Below are 20,477 nucleotides of genomic sequence, written 5' to 3'. Positions count from 1 at the left end.
GCTCGATTTTACGATGCGGGCACATTGAATTATGCTTGATTCTCGAACCCGCTGGTCCGCACACCCCCCAAGTACGGACCAGCGGGTTCTTCCATGCCCAGGTCTTTTTGCGTTGCTGGGTTTTCGCACGGCCGCCCTTTTTCGTGTGGCCGGCCTTTCCGCTCTGGAGCGGAGCAGTGAGAGGATAGACCAATGACTGCAACGCTTGTCGCCAAAGAGCTCTCCGGCGGCCACGGTCACCGCACCTTGTTCTCGAAGCTCTCCCTCACTGTCGCGCCCGGAGATGTCGTGGGTGTCGTCGGCGCCAACGGCGCCGGGAAATCCACCCTGCTGCGCATCCTCGCGGGAGCTGACCGCCCCCAAGAGGGCACGGTCAGCCTCGCTCCCAGCGACGCCTTTGTGGGTTGGCTGCCCCAGGAACACGAACGCACTCCTGGCGAAACCGTTGCCGCCTACATTGCCCGCCGCACTGGTTGCGCCCAGGCCACGGCCGAGATGGAGGCCGGTGCGGAGGGTCTCGCGGCCGGGACCCCGGATGCCGACGACGCGTACTCCTTGGCGTTTGACCGCTGGATGGCATCGGGTGCCGCGGACCTCGAGGACCGGATCCCCGCGGTGTTGGCGGAACTTGGCCTGGAATCGGGTCCCGATGCCCTCATGACGGGCCTGTCCGGCGGGCAGGCCGCCCGCGTTGCCTTGGCGGCGCTCCTGCTGAGCCGCTTCGACGTCGTGCTCCTCGACGAACCCACCAATGACCTGGACCTCGACGGACTCGCCCGCCTTGAATCGTTCGTCCAGGGCCTCCGCGGCGGTGCGGTGCTGGTCTCGCACGACCGGGAGTTCCTGGCACGCTGCATCACCAAGGTGCTGGAACTGGACCTGGCCCAAAACAGCGTGGCGGTCTACGACGGCGGTTACGATTCCTTCCTCGAAGAGCGGGCGGTGGCAAAGCGGCACGCCCGCGAACGCTACGAGGAATTCGCCAACACCAAGGCGGATCTCGTGTCCCGGGCCCGGACGCAGCGCGAATGGAGCTCGCAGGGCGTCCGCAACGCCATGAAGAAGAGCCCGGACAACGACAAAATCCGCAGGGCGGCGAGCGTTGAGTCCTCGGAAAAGCAGGCCCAGAAAGTCCGGCAGATGGAGTCGCGCATCGCCCGGCTTGACGAGGTGGAAGAGCCGCGCAAGGAATGGCAGCTGCAGTTCAGCATCGGCCAGGCTCCGCGCTCCAGCTCCGTCGTCGCAACGTTGCGCGACGTCGTGGCACACCAAGGCGACTTCACGCTGGGGCCTGTCAATCTCCAGCTCAACGCCGGCGAACGCATTGGCATCACGGGACCCAACGGCGCCGGAAAGTCCACCCTCCTGCGGCTGCTGTTGGGGCTTCAAGAGCCCGACGCCGGAGACGCCTCCATGGGTGCATCCGTGGCGATCGGCGAGATCGACCAAGCCCGGGGACTGCTCGCGGGGCACCTCACCCTTGCAGACGCCGTCGAAGCCGTCCTGATCGACTGGAACTCGGCGGATGTCCGCACCCTGCTGGCCAAGTTCGGCCTCAAGGCGGACCACACCTCCCGGACCGTGGATTCCTTGTCCCCGGGCGAACGCACCCGTGCGGCGCTCGCGCTGTTACAGGCCCGTGGCGTCAACCTGTTGGTCCTGGACGAACCCACCAACCACCTCGACTTGCCGGCCATCGAGCAGCTCGAGGAAGCCCTCGACGGCTACGAAGGCGCGCTCCTGCTGGTCACGCACGACCGCCGCTTGCTCGAAAACGTCCGGCTCGATTCCCGCTGGCACCTTGACAACGGCACCGTGACCGAACTGCACCATACTTCCGGAATGGGGAATCACAAGCCATGAGCATGGATGGCGTCGCCTGGCGCTCGCTCTACAACATCACCCGCGCCAAGAGCGGCTCCCAGCCGTTCTCACGGGAAACCATCAAACGCGTGCTCGCGTTCGCCAAACCGCACCGCAACAAGCTGATCGCCTTCGTGCTGGCCTCCATTGCCGGTGCCTTCCTTGCCGTGGCCACCCCGGTGCTGGCCGGCAGGGTGGTGAACGCGATCATCGCCCGTTCAGGCGTGGACGTCGTGATAGGGCTGGCCGCGCTCATCGCCGCCGTGGCCGTCGCTGACGCCGGAGTGGGACTGCTGATCCGTTGGCTGTCTTCCGTGATCGGCGAAGGCGTGATCGTTGATCTGCGGACGCGGGTGTTCGACCATGTGCAGCGCATGCCCATCGCCTTCTTCACCCGGACCCGGACCGGAGCCCTCGTCAGCCGGCTCAACAACGACGTCATCGGAGCCCAGTCGGCTTTCGCGGGCACCCTCTCCGGAGTGGTCAGTAACGTCGTGTCCTTGGCCCTGACCCTCGTGGTCATGCTCAACACGTCCTGGTTGGTCACCGTCCTGGCGATGGTGCTGCTGCCGATCTTCCTCATCCCCGCACGCCGCATGGGCTCCAAGCTGGCCGACCTCCGGCGTGAAGCCGCGTCCCACAACGCGGCCATGGGAACCCAAATGACGGAGCGGTTCTCCGCACCCGGCGCCACGCTCGTCAAACTGTTCGGCCGCCCGGACGAAGAATCCGCCGAGTTCGCCCTGCGTGCCGGCCGTGTGCGGGACATCGGTGTCCGCACCGCCATGTTGCAGTTCACGTTCATCACCGCACTGACCCTCGTTTCCGCCCTGGCCCTCGCGCTCGTTTACGGACTGGGCGGTTGGCTTGCGCTCGGTGGGCAGCTGGCAGCGGGCGACGTCGTCGTGCTGGCGCTGCTGCTCACCCGCCTCTATGCGCCGCTCACCGCGCTGTCCAGTGCCCATGTAGAGGTCATGAGCGCGTTGGTCAGCTTCGAGCGGGTCTTTGAGATCCTGGACCTGAAACCGCTCATCCAGGAAAAGCCCGACGCCGTCGTGGTGCCTTCGGGACCCGTTGCGGTGGAGTTCGACGACGTCCGCTTCGCCTATCCCTCCGCGGACAAGGTGTCCCTTGCGTCGCTGGAGGACGTGGCGACGCTTGATACCCGCGGCGGCGAGGAGGTCCTGCATGGAATCAGCTTCCGCGTGGAGCCCGGGCAAACCGTGGCGCTCGTGGGGTCCTCCGGTGCGGGCAAGTCCACGGTGGCCCAGCTGCTGTCCCGCCTGTACGACGTCGACTCCGGCGCCGTGCGCTTGGGCGGGCACGGTCAAGGTACCGGCCTGGATGTCCGGGACGCGACGTTTGATTCGCTGCGGGCGACCCTGGGCATGGTCACACAGGACGGCCACCTCTTCCATGAAAGCATCGCCTCCAACTTGCGGCTTGCGCGGCCTGGAGCGAGCGACGAGGATATGTGGGACGTGCTCCGCCGCGCCCGGCTCGAAGCCATGGTCCGCTCCTTGCCGGATGGCCTGGAGACCGTGGTGGGGGAGCGCGGTTACCGCCTCTCCGGCGGGGAACGCCAGCGGCTCACTATCGCACGCCTCCTCATCGCCCAACCGAGGGTCGTCATCCTGGACGAAGCCACCGCAGCCCTGGATTCCACGAGCGAAGCCGCCGTCCAGGCGGCCCTGGGCGAGGCACTCGAGGGACGCACCGCCGTCGTGATCGCCCACCGTCTCTCCACCATCCGGGCCGCCGACGTCATCCTGGTGGTGGAGGACGGATCGATCATTGAGCGCGGCACGCACGCAGAGCTCCTGGCCGTGGATGGTCGCTACGCGGAGCTGTACAACACGCAGTTCGCGGAGGCGACGGCTGTGGCCCAGGAAGCTGTTCCGGAGCTGTAGGCGCGGTGCCGCGCCGATCAGCTCCGGGTGTGTTGACGGACTTCCGGCGCAACTTCCACGCGGTTCCGGCCAGCGGACTTGGCGGCATACAACGCCATGTCGGCCTCTTTGAGGAGCCGTTCGCTGCTGACCCGGTGGTCGGGCACAAAGGCTGAGAGACCGGCGCTCAAGGTCAGGGTGCCCGAGGGGTTCCCCGAATGCGCGATGCCCAAGTCCCGCACGGCTTCCAGCGCGCGTGCGAGCCTTGTTTCTGCGCCGGATACCGTCTGGCCCGGCAGCAGGAAGAGGAATTCCTCCCCGCCGAACCGGTAGATTCCGTCGCTTTGCCGCCCTTGGCCGGCAAGGGAGGCCGCAACCGACTGCAAGGCGAGGTCACCGGCCTGGTGGCCATAAAGATCGTTGTATCTCTTGAAATTGTCGACGTCGCAGATGGCGAGGCTGTAGTCCGTTCCGTAGCGGGCGCTCTTATGGTGGAGCTGTTCCAGGTCTTCGGAGAGCTTTAGCCGGTTATGGAGCTTCGTCAGGGGATCAGTGCGCGCTTGCTCAGCGAGCGCGGCACGGTAGCGGGCAAGATCCGTATGCAGCGACGTCACCCTTTGCGCCACCAGAAGCCGTGTATGCAAGGCGAACGGGTCAAGGGGCTTGGCCACGTAGTCATCAGCCCCGGCCTGCATGCCCGCGACCACGTCCTCACGTGAATCCTTCGAGGTGACAAGCACAAGATACGTGTAGGAATCCTCTTCCGCGCTACGGATGGAGCGGCAGAGCTCCAGTCCGTTGAGTCCGGGCATCATCAGGTCGGTCACGACAACTTGCGGCCGGTGTTGCCTGTACAGCTCCCAGGCGGAGCTGCCGTCCGCGGCCACGATGCACTCGTGGCCAGACTGCTCCACTGCCGCTTTCGCTACCAAACGCGAACCGAAGTCGTCGTCCGCCACCAAGACCTTCACGATGCCACCGACAGGGCGTGGTCCAAGGCTTTGTCAACGAGGGCAAGTTCGGCTTCAAGGCCTGCAATTAGCGCGCGATCGACGGGCCTGCCGCTTGATGAGCTACGTTCCAATTCCTCGCACATGCGGGCCGCGCGGGCGGCTCCGATGTTGGCTGCCGCGCCTTTCAATTTATGGGCCACCTGCCTGAAAGCGTCTCCGCTTCCGTTGTCCAAAGCCTGGCGGAGTGCTTCCAGGCTCGGTTGGATGTCTTGCCTGAAGGCCCGGGCAGCGGCAGGCAGCAACCCCAGTCCGTCTGCCGGGCCGAGGTCACGCAACGTCTCCAGCCTCGCGGGGTCGAGGGCCGGTTCGGCACTTTCCTTCGATGTTTCAGGTATCCATCGCGAGAGCACCTGGTCCAATTTGTCCACGTCCACCGGTTTGGCCAGATAGTCGTCCATGCCGGCCGCGAGGCAGCGCTCACGGTCCTCATCCAAGGCGCCTGCGGTCATGGCGATGACGGGGAGCCTCCTGCGGCCATTGTGCCGTGCCCGGATGGCCTTGGTGGCCTCGAATCCGTCCATGACGGGCATATGGCAGTCCATCAGGACCGCGGCATACTCTGTTGCCGCAGTGGCGGCAACTGCTTCGCTGCCATCAGCTACGACGTCGGCCTCGTACCCGAGCTTGGCAACCATGCTCCGCGCCACGAGCTGGTTGACCTCGTTGTCCTCGACGACCAAAATCAGGCCGCGAGAAGGCTGGCTGATGGTCACGGGGATTGCGGGAGAAACGACGGGAGCCGTGAGCGGGCGGGCCGCAACAAGACGCATGAGCCGGTCGTAGAATTCGGAGCTGCGCACGGGCTTCGTCAGCCACTCCTGGACCCCGGCGGCCACGAGCTCCGCTTTGTCCACATTCATGGTGGACGTCAGCATGATGATCCGCGTGGATTCCAGCGCGACGTCCGTGCTCAGCTTGTGCGCCAGCTCCAAGCCGTTCATGTCGGGCATGCACATGTCCAGCACCGCAATGTCGAAGGGACGTCCGGCGGCTGCTTCTTCGCGGCAACGGTCCAACCCCCGTTGGGCGTCGCCGACGGCCTCCGGATTCATCCGCCAGCCCGCCAATTGCGCCTGGAGCACCAGCCGGTTGGTCGAGTTGTCGTCCACCACCAGGACCCGGAGTCCCGTGAGTTGGTCGGGCGAGATCGACGGCGGAACCGCGGCGGGACCGCTCACTGCCAAGGGAAGGGTGGCCCAGAAAGTGCTGCCTTTGCCCAAGGAACTGTCCACCCCGATCTCGCCGCCCATCACCTCGGTAAGCCTGCGCGAGATCGCCAGTCCAAGGCCGGTTCCGCCGTACCGCCGGGTGGTTGAGGCATCGGCTTGCGAGAACGACTCGAAGAGCCTGAGATGGTCTGCCGCCTCGATCCCGATCCCGGTGTCACGGACTTCGAAGCGTACCCGCACGTTCGCGGATTCTCGCTCCACGACCTTCACACTGATGACGACTTCCCCGGCAGGAGTGAATTTAACTGCATTTGAGGCCAGATTGAGCAGGATCTGCCTGATGCGGCCGGCGTCGCCCACCAGCATCGCCGGAACCTCCGGCCGGCAGTACGCAATCAGCTCCAGGCCTTTGGCCTGGGCGGCTTCGGCAAGAAGGACTGCGAGTTCCTCCACCAGGGTCCGTGGATTGAAGGGTGCGGGGTCCAGATCGACCTTGCCGGCTTCCAGTTTCGAGAAGTCCAGAATGTCATTGATCAGGGTCAGCAGGGCTTCGCCAGCCCCCTTGACGCCCTCGGCATACTGGCGCTGGGTTTCCTCCAAGGGGGTGTCCAGCAACAAGCCGGTCAGTCCGATCACGCCGTTCATCGGTGTGCGGATCTCATGGCTCATCGTTGCGAGGAACTCCGACTTCAAGCGGCTGGATTCCTCGGCGGCTTCGCGCGCGGTCACCAACTCGGCCTGGGCGAGCCGGCGTTCGGTGATGTCCCGGGATATCGTGGCTATCCCGTGGATGCCGCCGGTGCCGCGGATCGGAGACATTGTCAGGGAGACGGGAATGATGGAACCGTCGCTGCGGACGCGTGCTGATTCGTAGCTGTGTGTTTCGCCGCCGGCCCTGATTGCCGCGAGAAGCTCTTCTTCCTCGTCCCGAAGATCGTCCGGAATGATGAAGGAAACATGCCTCCCAATTGCCTCCGCGGTGCTGTACCCGTAGATCCGTTCGGCCCCGGGATTCCAGCTGGTGATGACACCGTCCAGGGTCTTGCCCACAATTGCGTCCGCCGAGGAGTTGACGATCGCGCCGAGGCCTTCGAGCTCCGCCGTGCGCTGGGCAACCTTGGATTCGAGATCCCGCGTCAGGTTGATGTTCTCCAGGATCATGAGGATCTGGCGCGTGACGGCCAGGGCCAACACGGTAAGTCCCACGGTCTGGAGGAAGGGGTCGCTGGGACGCCCGACGCGTATGGGCGCCACCATGACAGCACCGAAGACGGGGACGTAGGGGAGTAGTTCCAGTGCCAGGGTGTAGAGGCGCCGGTCCGTCCGGGGACGCGGGGCGTAGCGGACCAGCGGGGCGAGGGCGATCAGCAGGAACGCGGCGATCCAGCCGGCCGCCAGGGGTGTTCCGGTGAGCCCGGTGACGCCGTCGGAGGTCAGTTTCACGTAGGTACTGTCAGTCAGTGCCAGGACGAGGAGCCCGCCACCCAGGCAGACCCACCTGAGGCGCTCTCCCGGTGCCCTCCGCATGGTGAGCATGAGGACAATGGAAACCATCACGATATCCGCAACAGGATAGGCGAGCCCGGTGAGATGGGCGAGGGTTTCCTGCCCTCCCGCCCTGTACATGGAACCGAGGACCGTGGCCCAGCTCATGAACAGCACAGCGGAGGCGATCACTGCCGCATCCAAAAGCGCGCGCACGAAAGCAACCCGGGAAACCCGGGGACGCGGGAACAAGTAGAGGGCGATCGCGGCCGGGATCGCGTAGCCGACAAAAAAGGCATCGGCTATGGAGGGGTAGGGATAGTCATGGTCAAGCGTCAGCCCAAAGAAGGTCCAGATTGTTTGGCCGATGGTCCAGACCAGCGTGGCCAGGGCCATGACCCACCACGCGCGGGAGCTTTCGTCTTTGCGCCGTGCTGCCCGGGCACAACTGACTGTGGCGAGCAGCGCGGCCGCAAGGATGGTGAGATCCCCGGCGGACTGCGCCGCGGACGTCCCTTGGTTTGCTCCCAGGACCATCGCCAGAACGACGACCGCCGCACCGGTGGCAACGACAGTCCAGGCCAAGGCGGGCTTTCGCAGGCTGCGTCCGCCCACGCCGATGGCCGAAGCGTCGCGGCGCTCATCAAGAAATTGCATGCGATCCCCCAGCTGGATCTGACAATGCTGACCTGTATTAGGTTAAACCAAACTTTGCCACCAGGAGGCCCAAAGCTCTACTGGTTCTCCGCGGCAAATTGTCCCGGTGCCGGGAGGCTTTATTCTTTCGCGAGCAAGGGCAGGACATGGTCCGTCAGGAGCGGTGCCAAATCGTCCGGAAGTTCAGCAGAGAGATCCAACCAGCGGATCTCTGCGATCTCGGCCGAAGGATGGGCTTCCCACGTGCCCGGTGCGGTGAAGACGGTTGCCTCGATGTCCGTGGCGGCCTCGTTGGCGGCGACGGCGAGCCAGCTCCCCAAGGGCACCAGATCGGCCGGGTCGATGTCGATTCCGACTTCCTCGACCAGCTCGCGGGATGCCGCCTGCGCCGCGGATTCGCCCGGTTCGGGCTTGCCTCCCGGGTGCATGAACTTGTCCGTGCCACGCTTGCGCACCGTCAGCAGCCGTCCGTCGTCGTCGTACACGCAGACCGCGCTGACGACTATCAGGTCCTTGGCTGCACTGTCGTGGGTCATTGCTCTCTCCTTAGCCGGGACTCCAGCAGCAAATCCTTGGCCGGCCCGTGGACGTCCCAGGCGAAGCTGAAAGCATCCGGCCCACCCCAGAGGTAATTGACTTTGTAATCATCGGGATCGCACCAGTGGCTGTCCTCGTTGGCGTGGTCGCGGAAGCTCATGCGGTGGAACGGTTTTCCATCCGGGAAGTAGACATCCATGGCGGCAGGGGAGTCCGAGGGCCGCAGGAGGTATTCGCGGAAGGCCGGGCCGGTGTGGGTAGGCCAAGTCATGGTGCCGTCCTCGCGAAGGAGGAGCCCGCCGTCGGGAGTTCCTGAATAGCGCACGACGCCGGTGAACGTACCGCGAGTGCCGCTCGCCCGGTCCCACAGGGACCGTTCCACGGTCCAGCTGCCCAGCAGGTAGGCCCGCAGGTCTTGCGTCGGAGACGATTCGCGCAGCTGGTCTTTCAAGTGCCCTCGATTGGAATCGAACCAACGACACCGGCTTTAGGAGAGCCGTGCTCTATCCACTGAGCTACGAGGGCCTGTGCGCGTGCTGGAAGCTCCTGGGAGCCGCTGGCCGGGCACGCATACAAGCATACAAGCTGCCGGGGCAGCCCTCGAACACCGACAGCACCGCAACGCCGGAAGCGCAGCAACACAGTCACTGTGGCGACACAGGCGGCGCGGCACGTGGGTGGGCTGGCGCTAGGCTGGCCCGCATGAGAGAGCAGATGGCGGTTCCGGCCGCCTCCGGCGACTACCTCCCGGACCTGGGCACCATCCGCTCGAACATCGGCGGCTGGGCCCAGCTGAGCGTGGTGCAGTATTTCGTGGCCGAATCGGCGGTGATCGAAGCCTGGCGCGGTCCCGAGCCGTACGATCGCCGAACCGGTTTCATCAGCGATCTTGGCGCGCTCAAGTGCGGGATCTACGAGCACCGTGACGTTTGTTCGCCACTGCATCTGCTCATGAATTCCTCTTTTGTGGTGCAGGGCCTCGGGATGCTGTTCGGGGCGCTGCTGCTCAGTTCCGCACTCCTATGCATCGCGGCCCGTCCCGGGGTGCGGATCGTGCAAGGCGCCGCCTACCGCAAAGCGTGGCCCACCGCCGTCGCGGTCCGGATCCTGACGGGTATCTCCGGGCTGGGAACTGTGGTTGTTGGCTTCGTGCCGGAAGACCTTGGGTCTCCCTTCCATCTTGTGGGCGCTCTCATGTTCTTCATCGGTGGAGCATTCGCGCTTCTGCTCCTCGGGCTGCTTTGGCTGCCCCATACCCCTATGAGCTGGTTCATCGTGGCGTGCGGAACCCTGACACTGGGCGCCCTCGTGGTAGGCGGCCTGACAAGGATGGATGTCCCCGAACCCGGAACCTTGGAGCGCCTGATGGGTTATCCGGTCACGATCGGATTTTCCGCCGCTGGACTCGTGGTGGCGCAAAGGGTCCGGGAAGTACGGCGAACGGCGGCGCGGCTTGCAAAAGGCTGAGTTTTCGCGGGTAGCCTCATGTCAGCGGGTGGGTAGTCTTTGCATTATCATGAGTGCACTCACCGGAATGGCGTCGGGCTGAGGGTTCCACGCAGTTTGGCGCAGACTGGATTGACCGACACGGCAGAACATAGGACCTATGACTCATCAGCTTGTTCTGCGTCGTCCGGGACACGCAGGCGACATATTCCCCATAAAGGCAACATCCCACCTCTCGGGTTGTGCCCTGAGGGATCTGCGCGGTCCGATCGCCCGACGGCGGCAGGCCACGCAGCGATGAGCGCCCAGACACTGCCCGCCCGGGATTCCAGGCTTCCCGATGATGCCTTGCCTGGAGAAGTCACGGCCCCTGCCGATCAGATCACCGTTGACTTGGCGGAGGACGGCATCGTTGAGGTCACCCTGCCGCCAAACACCGTAGTCCGCTCGCCGGAAGCCCGGGCGGCCGCGGCAGCCGTTCGTGCGTTTGCCGACGGACGGAGGCTCCCCCTTTTGCTCAGGGTGACCGGGGTACTGTCAGTCACCGACGACGCGCGCCTGGCCTACTCGAATTCCGTGGTTGTTTCGGCATGCGCCCTCTTGGGGGAGAGCCCTGTGGACCGGGTGATCGCCCACTTCCTCCTGCGCGCGAAGCCCGGCTCCCTTCCCGGGCAGTTCTTCACCTCAGAGGCAGAGGCCCGTGACTGGTTGAGAGAGCACCACCGTGATTCATGAGCCCCAGGACCCGCGACTCCTTGCCCTTGTTGAAGGGGTAGTCCGGATTGCGGACGGCGACCTCAGCACGAGGATCCCGGTCTCCGGCCCGCGGGACGAAGTGGCCGCCGTCATTACCGGGATCAACCTCATGGCGGACGATCTCCAAGCCATCTACCAAGAGCTCGAAGAACGGGTCGAAAGCCGAACCGCCATGCTGCGCGAGGCCCAAATCGAACTCGAAAGGATGGCGCTCACTGATCCGCTGACCCAGTTGGCCAACCGCACGGCACTCGAAAGGGCGCTGAGCCACGAGCTCGTCGAATCCGAGCGCGGCGAGCTCCCACCTGCGCTGCTCGTTTTGGACTTGAATTCGTTCAAGGGGATCAACGACACCTTGGGGCACGGCGCAGGGGACACCGTTTTGAAGGTCACCGCCAAGCGCCTGCTCGCCGCGGTCCGCGACACTGACATGGTGGCCAGGCTCGGCGGAGACGAATTTGCCGTCATGCTGCCCAAATCCAATGCGGCGCATGCGCGGGGCGTTGCCAAGCGGATCCTCCGGGCCGTAGGTGAAAGCATCGACATTGACGAAGTCCGGATCATCTGTGGAACCAGCATCGGGCTCCGGGTCGCCGAGCCAGGGCAGTCTGTGGACGACCTCGTGATGGAAGCCGATACGGCCATGTATGCGGCAAAGGCCGAGCAGCGGAGCAGCGTCAGGGTCTTCGAACCGGCTTTGTTGTACGCGCGCCGACTCCAAGGACTCATGATCTCGGAGCTGCGTGAAGCCATCCGGACAGATCAGCTGACCCTCCACTTCCAGCCTGTCGTCGAGTTGGCCTCGGGCCGGATCGAAGGCGCTGAAGCGCTGGTGCGGTGGAACCACCCCGACAGGGGATTGTTGATGCCGGATGCATTCATCCCGCTCGCCGAGGAAACCGGCATCATCATCGATCTCGGCTATTGGGTTCTTCGGCGGGCGATGCAGCAATTGCGCGAGTGGCAGGACGGCCCGGGCGTAGACGAAGACTTCAGCATGCGCGTCAATATTTCGACAACCGAACTGCAAAGCCTGGAATTGATTGAGCATGTGCGGGAAGTGCTCGCCGAAACCGGAGTGGAGGCATCCAAGCTGGTCATCGAGCTCACGGAGTCAATGGCGGTGAATGGCAGCGACATTGACAAATACTCCCTGACCGGCCTCCGGCGCCTGGGTATCCGCTTGGAAATCGACGATTTCGGCACCGGCTATTCGTCCATCAGTTACCTCCGCAGCCTTCCCGTCAACGTGGTCAAGATTGACCGCTCCCTGATCCAAGGCCTGGGCACGGACGACAAGGAACGGGACTTTGTGGCGGCGGTTCTCCAGCTCATACATGCGTGTGGAATGCAGGCCGTGGCCGAGGGTATCGAAACGGAAGAGCAGGCGGCTGAGCTTGCCCGCTTGGGCTGCGCCAGTGGCCAGGGGTATTACTTTGGCCGACCCATGGCAGCGGATAAATTCGCGGAACTGCTGCGCGGCACCTGAGCGTGCCTCCTCCCGGTAACTGAACGGCAGGCAGCAGAAAGGCACCGGACCTTGGGTCCGGTGCCTTTCAGGTGTCGCTAGTTGGAGGGGGTGGAGTTGGGCCACCAGCCAATAGCTTCAGGCGAACCCTGTGTGGTCGCGTTGGGCCACCAGCCGATAGCCTGAGCCGAATCCTGTGCGAAGTTCGGCCACCAGCCGATAGCCTGAGCCGAATCCTGTGTGGTTGCGTTGGGCCACCAGCCGATGGCCTGAGCCGCATCCTGGGCGACGTTCGGCCACCAGCCAATGGCTATGGACGAATCCTGCGAGGGGCTCTGGCTGCTGGCGGACACGGCTGCCGAGCCGGTAATCCCTGCGAGCAAGATTGCTGCTGCCGCGAGGAGAGCGGCGATAGTTCTTTTCATGCGGAAGCTCCTGATGTTATGTGACTGATGCGACTGGAGTGAACGAAGTGAAGCACGCTCATTATAAGAGTAACGACACGCCGTGTCATCAATGCTTTGTCCACATCTCCCAAAATCGTGCTAATTACCCGGCCGCACCTTTGACGTAGGGTCTCAGAGACATAATGGAGCTATGCGAGAGAAGAAGGTTGCGCCGTCATACGCCGCCGTGGAGCTTGAGGCGAGGGGGCACAGGGCCAGCCATGAGTTCACCAAGGCTGCCGATGGCGCGCGTTCGGCCGCCGATATTGCCCGCGACGAGGGTGATTCCACGGGGTGGTGGAACATGACTTTCCTTCAAGCCGAGAACCTTCTCGACGCCGGTGACTTCGCTGAGTGCACTGCCCTGGCGAGATCCCTTTCCGAGGCATCGTTGGCTGCGGGCTCACCCCAACACCGGGCCCGGGCTCTCATTTTGATGGCGAACTCCCTGCGAAGTGAAGGACTCTTGGAGATGGCCACGGCGGCTGCGGCGTCGGCAGTCGGCCTGGTCGATGATGACGCAGACATGGAAATCGACGTCCACGCACGGCAGGCACTGATCGCGGCGTTTGGCGAATCCGGAAAACTTGAAGAGGCATGGGAGGAATGCCTTTCCCTCTCGGAAAGAATCTCCGATGAAATGGATGACCAGCTGGCCGGCAAGGCGTACTGGGTCATCGGCAATGTGGCGTTCCTCTGCGACAAAGTCGATGAGGGCCTCCAGTACCATGAGCTCGCCGCGGAAACCTTCTCCCCTTCCCGGAACCTGGATGTCTGGGCCAAGTTCAACAAGGCGTCGGCGGCGATGAGGCTGGCTGCGGAAGTGGCAGATGCCGCCACCCTGCGATGCATCGAACGTGCCGAACTTGCCACGGATGTTGTCGGGGGCAGCGAAGAGGAAGTTCTCCTGCTTCGGCTCAACCGCGCGCATTGGAACTACCTAGCGGGAGACGCCAAGGCGGCCCTTGAGCTGCTGGACGAAATCAGGGGCAGGGCCGACCAGCTGCCTTCGCAGATCGCGGGCGAGATATTTCTTTTGATGGCGCGTGCCCAAGCCGATACCGGAAGCAAGCAGGCGGCGAAGGAAAGTCTTGTCGAAGCGGCCGATCGCTTCGACAAAGCCGGCGCCCACCAGCGTGCGCTCCAAGCCCGGGAGATGCTCGCGCCGCGGACCGATTCGGAACAGGAATAGCGCCCGCGGGCGTTGGCGCTGTTAGGCGCTCTTCTTGGAACGCCGGCGCCCCAGGAACACCGCCGCGCCGCCAGCCAAAAGGCTCAGCAGGAACAGCACCCAGCCCACAACGGTGAGCGTCGAAGCCAAAGCCACCTGGCCGGCGTCGGGCGTTGCAGATCCGAGCGCGGCGTCAACCGCCACGTTGCTCCACAAGCGGACCACCGCGAACAGCAGGGGAGCAGCCCACAGAGCCCAGCGCAGTGCCTTTCGGGCCACATTGGTGCCAATGAGCAGAAGCCAGGTGAAGCCGAAGATCAGCGGAAACAGGGTTCCGGCGGTCTTGTGGATGTAGCTGAGCTGTCCGCGTGCGTCGTCCGTCATGGCGCCATGCAATTGATGGACGTAGTCGGTGGAGAACCCGCCAATGAGGGAATCGGGCATGGCCATGCCGCCGGACAACTGGGTCATCTGGTTCAGGGTCAGGAGATGCACATACCAGAACAGGAAAAGACTGGCCACGACCCCGGCAATCACTATGAGGCGGCCGTTGTTCTGCGCCTTCTCGGGAGACCGCTGGGTGGTTGGATTGATCACCGACGGCAAGTGGTGCTGGGGGACGGCGGCATTGGCGCCGTGCTTCTTGATGCGTTGGGCTGGGGTCTTGGCCATGTCATTCATTATCCCGCCACATAAGCTGGACCCATGACCACTGGCAGGCACTCCGCCACAGAACTTGATCCTTCGCTCGACGACTACGAACTCGCTGCGGCCCTGGTCCGGGAAGCCGGGCAGCTTGCCCTGCTGATGCGGATGGGCGGGTTGCAGGGAGAACGGAAGACTTCGGTTTCGGACGTAGTGACCGCCGCGGACCATGCGGCTGAGGCCTACGTCCTTGAGCAACTGCGCCGTTGCCGCCCGAACGACGGCATCCTGGGTGAAGAAGGAAGCTCGGTGGCAGGAAGCAGCGGCCGCATGTGGGTGATCGATCCGGTTGACGGTACCTACAATTTCCTGCACGGCTCCACGTATTGGTGCTCGGCGATCGCCTTGAAGCACGATCGGCCGGTATCACCTGGGGTCGCCTCGGATGCCGACGTCATTCTCGGCGCCATCTATCAACCGGAGCTGGACAAGCTCTGGACCGGCGGCGAAGGCCACCCCGCGACGCTCAACGGCGAACGGATCCCGGGACCTTCTGGGGCTGCCCTCAGTGAGCTCGGTGCCGCGACCTACATCCACCCCACCTGGCTTGCCGATCCCCGCGCAGCCATGCCCTGGCACGCTGCAGCGGTATCCGCGGCTTCGCTGCGCATGTTCGGTTCCGGCTCCTGCGATCTCGGCCGGGTGGCCGACGGCGAACTCGGCTGCTGGTTCCAACACAGCTGCCCCGAGTGGGACTGGCTCCCCGGCAAGGCGATCGTCCGCGCGGCCGGTGGGGACACCGACGTCGTGCGCGTCAATGGCCTGGACTGGTTCCTTGCGGGAGGCCCGACGGCGGTCCGCGAGTTGCGCGCGGCGCTCACCTCGGTGCCGCAATTCGCCTGAGCATGCGCACTCCTTGGCTTGAGGAGTGGACATAGTGCTGTTATGTCCAGTGGTTCAAGCAAGGAGGGGGCATGTCCCTCGGGGGGATTGACCCTATTGGGGAGTACCCCGCGTAGGGCGCTGGGCGGCTGCTAATCTCCGGACGGCAGCTCAAGCCCAGGGGGAAAATTTGGATAACCGCACCGTCCTGCTCGTTTACGGCACCCGTCCGGAGGCCATCAAAATGGCGCCGCTAGTCCATGCCTTGCGTGCAACAGGCCGTTACGAGGCGCCAGTAGCAGTGACCGGGCAGCACCGGGAAATGCTGGACCAGGTCAATGCGCTCTTCGGTGTCCAACCGGAGCATGACCTGAACATCATCCAGCCCCGCCAGACCCTTGCCGGGATCACGGAAAAGACCTTGCAGGGGGTCACCGAAGTCCTCCACAACGTCAGGCCGGACGCGGTGGTGGTCCAGGGAGACACCACCACCGCCATGGCCGCGGGACTGGCGGCGTTCTACCAGGGAATTCCGGTGGTCCACCTTGAGGCTGGACTGCGCAGCGGCAACCTGAATTCACCTTTTCCAGAGGAAGCGAACCGCCGCTTGCTCGGGCAAATCACCACGCTGCATCTCGCGCCTACCTCCACAGGCAGGGACAATCTGCTGTCCGAGGGCATTCCGGCGGAGAACATCGCGGTGACCGGAAATACGGTCATCGACGCGCTGCTGGGGACTGTCAAACTGCTGGGGACCGTCGAACAGGACGTTGAGTTTGCGGAACCCGCACTCCGGACCATCACGGATTCAGGCCGCAAAATCCTGTTGGTGACTCTCCACCGACGCGAAAACCTGGGCCAGGCCATGGTGGGCGTGGGCAGGGCGCTCGCGCGGATCGCGGCCCAGTGCCCCCAAGTGGAAATCGTCCTTCCCTTGCACCGGAATCCAGCTGTGCGGGAGGCCGTCCTGCCAGAAGTCGCAGGCGTCCCGAACATCACCATCACGGAACCCCTCGGCTACATGCATTTCACCAAGCTCCTGAGTCTGTGCCACGTGGTCCTTACGGACTCGGGCGGGGTCCAGGAAGAGGCGCCGGCCCTTGGGAAACCTGTCCTGGTGATGCGCGACAACACCGAACGTCCCGAGGCCGTGGCGGCAGGCACCGCACGGCTCATCGGGACGGATGAGCAAACCATCGTGGACGCCGTCAACGCCTTGATGGTGGACGACGCGCTGTATTCGGCGATGGCCACGGCAGTGAACCCGTACGGCGACGGCGGGGCAGCCGACCGCGCTGTGGCGGCCATCGACTCCATGTTGGGGATGGGTCAGCGACGCCCTGACTTCGTCGCTTAACCCATTCGGGTACCTTCAGGAAGCGCTCGCCACGGGCCTTGTTTACTTTCTCCACGGGGGGACGTGTGTCCTCCAAGGTTTCAGTTGCAGCGCTCCTGGCGTGATTGCAACTCTCACGAGGGGGCAATACTTGAATACCAGACACAGGACATGGTCCGCCGCGGTGGGCGTCAGCGCCGTCGTAGCGCTGGGTTTCGGCCTGGTAGCGGCACCAGCAGCTACTGCCGGACCGACCGACGTTATTTCCTCGGGCAGCGGGCAGATCATCGACGGCAGCGTCCTTGCGATGCCGAACTTTGCCGGTGTGGCATCAAATGGCGCGGCAACGGCCCAGCAGATCGGCACACCGCCATCCGGCCCGGCGGTCATTGAAAACAGCACTCCGCTGGATCTTTCCGCCGCCTTCGGCGTCGTGAATGTCGGTGCGGGAAACATTCCGTTGCTGGGCAACAACGGCATCATCCAAGTGGGCGCGGTCAGCCAGTACGGCAAGGCCGTCAATGACGGATCCTCGGCGGCGTTCTCCGGTACGGTTTCCGGCGCACCGGGCCTCGTCACCCTGCCTGGCGGCCTGCCGACGTCGGGAAGCCCCAGCATCCCGGCGGCTGAAATCAAAGTGGGCACTGCCAACATCCTTGGTGGCGCCGACCTCGTGAACCTCGATCTGAAGATCACCACGCTTGCCGCTGCCGCCAAGCAGGACCAAGGGGCAGCTCCCGTTGGCGCCTATTCCGTTGCCGGCGTATCGGCTGATCTTGGCGGAACGGTCATCGGCGGAGTCGCCGGCACGGTTGGCACCGCCATCAACACCGCCAACGCCGTGCTGGGTCCCTTGGGCGTCACCGTGGCGAATCCTCTTGCAAGTGGCACTATCTCCATCACCGAGGCAGACCTCCTGGCCGTTGCCGGTGTGCCGAGCCTGAACGCCCTTCCCCCTGGCACGGACCTCGTTTCGTTCCTGCCGCAGGCCGTTGCCGCCAAGATCACCAGCCTGGTCAACTCCACGCTGGCTAGCGCGACCGCTGCAGTCAACGCTCTCGGACCGATTGCCCAGATCACTGCCGGCCCCGCACTGGCCGTCCTGACCACCGCCCTGAACGGCGTCGTCTCGGGAGTGTCATCGACCATCGTGACCCCGTTGTCCAACGCCTTGACCGCACTGGTCTCGGCCAAGGTCAACGTACAGCAAACCAGCGGAGGCATCTTCACCCAGCGTGCGCTCCAGGTGGGCATAGCCGGCGGCAGCATCGCCACCGTCAACCTGGCCAACGCCTCCGTGGGCCCGAACCTGCTTGCAGCAGCAATCCCGGTGGTCAACAAGGACACCTTAACCATCAGCGGCGCGGCGGCATTGCTAGCGCTTGTTTGCTGGTTGTTCTTCCGCGCACGCCGTCGGACCGCGGTTGTGGCCGTCTGATTGCGCCTGCTCGCAACAGACAAGAACAACGGAAGGAACTTGCAGCATGTACGGAAATAGTTTGACGACAGGCGGAGCGGTGGCGGGCGGCGGAACGCTCGCCTTCACCGGAGCACCGGCCCTCGGCTGGGTCATCCTTCTGGGTATTGCCTTGTTGATTGCCGGGTTCGTGGTCCTGCGAAACAGCAGGCTCAAGACCGCGAAGCGTGCTGCCGGCCGCACGGATTCCTAACTGCATCATCCGCGGGGCGGCCCTACCTCAGGGGGCCGCCCCGCTTCAACTTTTCTTGAATCGGGCCGTAAACAGCCTCAAAGCACTATCGGGGAGACATGTCAGTACTCGAGTCCGCGCAAGCCCTGGCATTCGTGCTGTTGGTGGTGTTCCTGGCATACATCAGCGTGATCCTGGTTCCGTTCCTGCGCAGGACGACCGATCCGGAGGGAACGCCGGGAGGCTTCACCTGGCACGTGTTTATTCCTTGCCGCGACGAGGAAACAGTCATTGGGAATACGCTGGCGAAGCTGCGGGGACAGTTTCCCGAGGCTCACGTTTGGGTTGTGGACGATGCAAGTGAAGACGCCACGGCCCAAATCGTGCAGCACGCATCGGAGTCCGACCCCTTGGTTCACCTTGTGCGCCGTTTTCTCCCGGACGCCCGTTCGGGCAAGGGCGACGCACTGAACGCAACGTACCGGGCCCTGGATGATTGGCTACCTTCCGGCGCCGACCGCGAAACGGTGATCGTCATGGTGCTCGACGCCGATGGGCTCATGTCCGAAAATGCGTTCCGGCAGGCAGCCGGACCACTTGCATTCGGGGATCCCGAGGTGGGAGCCGCGCAGACCGCCGTTTGGATGTCCAATGTGGATGACCCGGCGCTGAAGACGGCAACCGGATTCGGTCGCGTGAAGCAAGGCTTCGCCCGGTACCTCATCCTCATGCAGGACATGGAGTTCCGTACCACCATCGCCGCCATGCAGTCGCTCCGCCGCCACACCTTGACCGTTGGTTTGGGCGGCAACGGGCAGTTCACCCGGCTTTCCGCCCTCGACACGATTGCCAGGACCTCCGGGCAACCGTGGCATGGAGCCCTCCTGGAGGATTACGAGCTGGCGATCCACGTGATGCTGAGCGGCTACAAGACCGTATACATGCATGACGCCCATGTTTCGCAGGAGGCACTTCCTGGGCTTCGCCGACTGCTGACCCAGAGGACCCGCTGGTGCCACGGCGGAATGCAGTGCAGCAGCTACCTGGGGCGAATTTTCGAGTCTCCGTACTTCAGCAACATCGGGGCCATCGAGTCCAGCTATTTCCTGGTCCAGCCGTTCATCCAGATCCTGGGCCTGGTCTTGTGGCCCACGTTGTTCATCACCATGGTGGCCCAGGGCTCCTTGACGATGGGCGGCTTCCAAGCCTGGCTGGCTGCGTCCTGGTTCATCATCCCGCTCATCGTTGTCACGGGCATCGCGCCGTTCGCCTTGTGGGGTCCCGTCTACCGCAAGCAGGCAGCTCCGGACAAGAGCCGGTTGGCGGGCGTCCTGTGGGGAATTGGCTACTGGCTCTACATGTACCAGAACTACGTATCCGTGTTGAGGGCAACATACCGCTTGGTCACGGGACGCCACGGCTGGGCGAAAACCCGACGCAACAATGAGAACGACGCCCAGCTGTTAGCGAAGGAAGCCTAGTGTCCACGAGTGTCGACTACTCCGCAGGTCCGCGAGGTCCACATCGGCCACAAGGTCCACGCGCCGCAAGGATCCGCACGAGCCAGGGCGGGATTCTCCCCGGCCTGGCGTGTTTGGCGGCGGCCGTCCTCGCCATGCTGCAACAGGAAAGCATCCGTAGTTTCGAAGCCTGGGCCATGGCCTGGGTGTTCGATCGGGTGCTCGGAGGCTCGTCCTATAGCGTCCGCGACATCATCTTCCACAACATCGGCGGCGGGCAACCCTTCGGCCTGATGGTGACCGGTTTGTGTTCCAGCGCGGTACTGATCGCCCCCATCCTGGCCTTGTCCGGCGTCTTGTTCCTCATGGGCCGCATCGCGGTGCCACGATTGGCGCGCGCTGCCGCGTTGGCATTGCTGATTGTTGTTGTCAGCAATGGCTTGAGGTTTTTCATGATTGCGAGCGCACAGCAGGCCTGGGGCGAGCAGGGTTTCAGCATCATGCACCATTTCCTCGGTTCGTTTGTAGTGATCATCGGTTTCGTGGCGGCCATCATTGTCCTGGTCCGCGCAGGCAAGGCCAGCCGGGGGCGGCGTGCCGCGTAG

The 20,477-nt window shown here is 64.1% G+C and carries 18 protein-coding genes and 1 tRNA gene; 12 read left to right on the top strand and 7 right to left on the bottom strand.

The genetic code is table 11. The annotated features are described in order from the left end of the window. Positions 1-192 precede the first annotated feature (192 nt). Both NFJ07_RS21275 and NFJ07_RS21270 read left to right on the top strand, forming a co-directional pair. Positions 193-1,863 carry an ABC-F family ATP-binding cassette domain-containing protein gene (locus NFJ07_RS21275; protein ID WP_269997608.1) on the top strand — a complete coding sequence of 557 codons (1,671 nt, stop codon included), beginning with the start codon at positions 193-195 and terminating at the stop codon, positions 1,861-1,863. Continuing rightward, a complete protein-coding gene (locus NFJ07_RS21270; RefSeq protein WP_269997607.1) occupies positions 1,860-3,773 on the top strand; it encodes an ABC transporter ATP-binding protein in 1,914 nt (637 codons plus the stop codon). Before NFJ07_RS21275 ends, NFJ07_RS21270 begins: the two co-directional genes overlap by 4 nt. A 17-nt stretch (positions 3,774-3,790) precedes the next feature. On the opposite strand, the gene NFJ07_RS21265 is transcribed toward NFJ07_RS21270, so the two are convergent. From NFJ07_RS21265 to NFJ07_RS21245, 5 genes are all read right to left on the bottom strand, one after another. Beyond that, positions 3,791-4,723, bottom strand: coding sequence for a GGDEF domain-containing response regulator (locus tag NFJ07_RS21265; RefSeq protein ID WP_269997606.1), 933 nt, complete (start codon positions 4,721-4,723; stop codon positions 3,791-3,793). Then, a complete protein-coding gene (locus tag NFJ07_RS21260; RefSeq protein WP_269997604.1) occupies positions 4,720-8,076 on the bottom strand; it encodes a PAS domain-containing hybrid sensor histidine kinase/response regulator in 3,357 nt (1,118 codons plus the stop codon). Before NFJ07_RS21260 ends, NFJ07_RS21265 begins: the two co-directional genes overlap by 4 nt. 119 nt (positions 8,077-8,195) lie before the next feature. Then, entirely contained in the window at positions 8,196-8,612 is a 417-nt protein-coding gene (locus NFJ07_RS21255) for an NUDIX hydrolase (protein WP_269997602.1), read from the bottom strand. Then, complete coding sequence (locus NFJ07_RS21250) at positions 8,609-9,064, bottom strand: DUF6314 family protein (protein ID WP_269997600.1); 456 nt, start codon at positions 9,062-9,064, stop codon at positions 8,609-8,611. Before NFJ07_RS21250 ends, NFJ07_RS21255 begins: the two co-directional genes overlap by 4 nt. 1 nt (position 9,065) lies before the next feature. Beyond that, positions 9,066-9,138, bottom strand: a tRNA-Arg gene (locus NFJ07_RS21245). A gap of 177 nt (positions 9,139-9,315) precedes the next feature. On the opposite strand from NFJ07_RS21245, the gene NFJ07_RS21240 reads away from it, so the two are divergent. The 3 genes from NFJ07_RS21240 (at position 9,316) to NFJ07_RS21230 (ending at position 12,304) form a co-directional block, all read left to right on the top strand. After that, positions 9,316-10,080, top strand: coding sequence for a hypothetical protein (locus tag NFJ07_RS21240; RefSeq protein WP_269997598.1), 765 nt, complete (start codon positions 9,316-9,318; stop codon positions 10,078-10,080). Positions 10,081-10,356: 276 nt separating this feature from the next. Continuing rightward, complete coding sequence (locus NFJ07_RS21235) at positions 10,357-10,794, top strand: DUF7793 family protein (protein WP_269997596.1); 438 nt, start codon at positions 10,357-10,359, stop codon at positions 10,792-10,794. Continuing rightward, positions 10,787-12,304 carry a putative bifunctional diguanylate cyclase/phosphodiesterase gene (locus tag NFJ07_RS21230; RefSeq protein WP_442865382.1) on the top strand — a complete coding sequence of 506 codons (1,518 nt, stop codon included), beginning with the start codon at positions 10,787-10,789 and terminating at the stop codon, positions 12,302-12,304. The genes NFJ07_RS21235 and NFJ07_RS21230 overlap by 8 nt, the downstream gene beginning before the upstream one ends. Positions 12,305-12,381: 77 nt before the next feature. Here the strand turns inward: NFJ07_RS21230 and NFJ07_RS21225 are convergent, their stop codons facing one another. Continuing rightward, positions 12,382-12,708 carry a hypothetical protein gene (locus NFJ07_RS21225; RefSeq protein ID WP_269997593.1) on the bottom strand — a complete coding sequence of 109 codons (327 nt, stop codon included), beginning with the start codon at positions 12,706-12,708 and terminating at the stop codon, positions 12,382-12,384. A gap of 172 nt (positions 12,709-12,880) precedes the next feature. Between NFJ07_RS21225 and NFJ07_RS21220 the strand changes: the two genes are divergently transcribed. Beyond that, entirely contained in the window at positions 12,881-13,921 is a 1,041-nt protein-coding gene (locus NFJ07_RS21220; RefSeq protein ID WP_269997592.1) for a hypothetical protein, read from the top strand. A 21-nt stretch (positions 13,922-13,942) separates the two neighbouring features. Here the strand turns inward: NFJ07_RS21220 and NFJ07_RS21215 are convergent, their stop codons facing one another. Further along, the gene (locus NFJ07_RS21215) at positions 13,943-14,572 is read right to left on the bottom strand and encodes a hypothetical protein (protein ID WP_269997591.1); all 630 of its coding nucleotides are present in this window, start codon (positions 14,570-14,572) and stop codon (positions 13,943-13,945) included. 33 nt (positions 14,573-14,605) lie between these two features. Here NFJ07_RS21215 and NFJ07_RS21210 point away from each other — a divergent pair, with 33 nt between their 5' ends. From NFJ07_RS21210 to xrtS, 6 genes are all read left to right on the top strand, one after another. Continuing rightward, a complete protein-coding gene (locus NFJ07_RS21210) occupies positions 14,606-15,448 on the top strand; it encodes an inositol monophosphatase family protein (RefSeq protein WP_269997590.1) in 843 nt (280 codons plus the stop codon). 169 nt (positions 15,449-15,617) lie between these two features. Next, positions 15,618-16,784 carry a non-hydrolyzing UDP-N-acetylglucosamine 2-epimerase gene (gene wecB / locus NFJ07_RS21205; RefSeq protein ID WP_269997588.1) on the top strand — a complete coding sequence of 389 codons (1,167 nt, stop codon included), beginning with the start codon at positions 15,618-15,620 and terminating at the stop codon, positions 16,782-16,784. A gap of 130 nt (positions 16,785-16,914) precedes the next feature. After that, positions 16,915-18,201: a PVV-CTERM domain-containing choice-of-anchor G protein gene (locus NFJ07_RS21200; protein WP_269997586.1), complete on the top strand. Its 1,287-nt coding sequence runs from the start codon at positions 16,915-16,917 to the stop codon at positions 18,199-18,201. Positions 18,202-18,247: 46 nt separating this feature from the next. Beyond that, the gene (locus tag NFJ07_RS21195) at positions 18,248-18,433 is read left to right on the top strand and encodes a hypothetical protein (RefSeq protein ID WP_269997584.1); all 186 of its coding nucleotides are present in this window, start codon (positions 18,248-18,250) and stop codon (positions 18,431-18,433) included. Between the two features lie 98 nt (positions 18,434-18,531). Further along, entirely contained in the window at positions 18,532-19,893 is a 1,362-nt protein-coding gene (locus NFJ07_RS21190) for a glycosyltransferase family 2 protein (protein WP_269997582.1), read from the top strand. Beyond that, a complete protein-coding gene (gene xrtS, locus NFJ07_RS21185) occupies positions 19,893-20,477 on the top strand; it encodes an exosortase S (RefSeq protein ID WP_269997580.1) in 585 nt (194 codons plus the stop codon). Before NFJ07_RS21190 ends, xrtS begins: the two co-directional genes overlap by 1 nt.

The organism is Arthrobacter sp. B2a2-09 (assembly GCF_027587375.1).
Classification (GTDB): Bacteria; Actinomycetota; Actinomycetes; order Actinomycetales; family Micrococcaceae; genus Arthrobacter.
The sequence above is the reverse complement of the archived record's forward strand: the minus strand, read 5'-3'. Positions and strand labels throughout refer to the sequence as shown.

Bases quoted from the DNA above. Each gene is read 5' to 3' on its own strand.
- NFJ07_RS21275 (WP_269997608.1), top strand. From the start codon at position 193: ATGACTGCAACGCTTGTCGCCAAAGAGCTCTCCGGCGGCCACGGTCAC.
- NFJ07_RS21270 (WP_269997607.1), top strand. From the start codon at position 1,860: ATGAGCATGGATGGCGTCGCCTGGCGCTCGCTCTACAACATCACCCGC.
- NFJ07_RS21260 (WP_269997604.1), bottom strand. From the start codon at position 8,076: ATGCAATTTCTTGATGAGCGCCGCGACGCTTCGGCCATCGGCGTGGGC.
- NFJ07_RS21255 (WP_269997602.1), bottom strand. From the start codon at position 8,612: ATGACCCACGACAGTGCAGCCAAGGACCTGATAGTCGTCAGCGCGGTC.
- NFJ07_RS21240 (WP_269997598.1), top strand. From the start codon at position 9,316: ATGAGAGAGCAGATGGCGGTTCCGGCCGCCTCCGGCGACTACCTCCCG.
- NFJ07_RS21235 (WP_269997596.1), top strand. From the start codon at position 10,357: ATGAGCGCCCAGACACTGCCCGCCCGGGATTCCAGGCTTCCCGATGAT.
- NFJ07_RS21225 (WP_269997593.1), bottom strand. From the start codon at position 12,708: ATGAAAAGAACTATCGCCGCTCTCCTCGCGGCAGCAGCAATCTTGCTC.
- NFJ07_RS21220 (WP_269997592.1), top strand. From the start codon at position 12,881: ATGCGAGAGAAGAAGGTTGCGCCGTCATACGCCGCCGTGGAGCTTGAG.
- NFJ07_RS21215 (WP_269997591.1), bottom strand. From the start codon at position 14,572: ATGGCCAAGACCCCAGCCCAACGCATCAAGAAGCACGGCGCCAATGCC.
- NFJ07_RS21210 (WP_269997590.1), top strand. From the start codon at position 14,606: ATGACCACTGGCAGGCACTCCGCCACAGAACTTGATCCTTCGCTCGAC.
- NFJ07_RS21195 (WP_269997584.1), top strand. From the start codon at position 18,248: ATGTACGGAAATAGTTTGACGACAGGCGGAGCGGTGGCGGGCGGCGGA.
- NFJ07_RS21190 (WP_269997582.1), top strand. From the start codon at position 18,532: ATGTCAGTACTCGAGTCCGCGCAAGCCCTGGCATTCGTGCTGTTGGTG.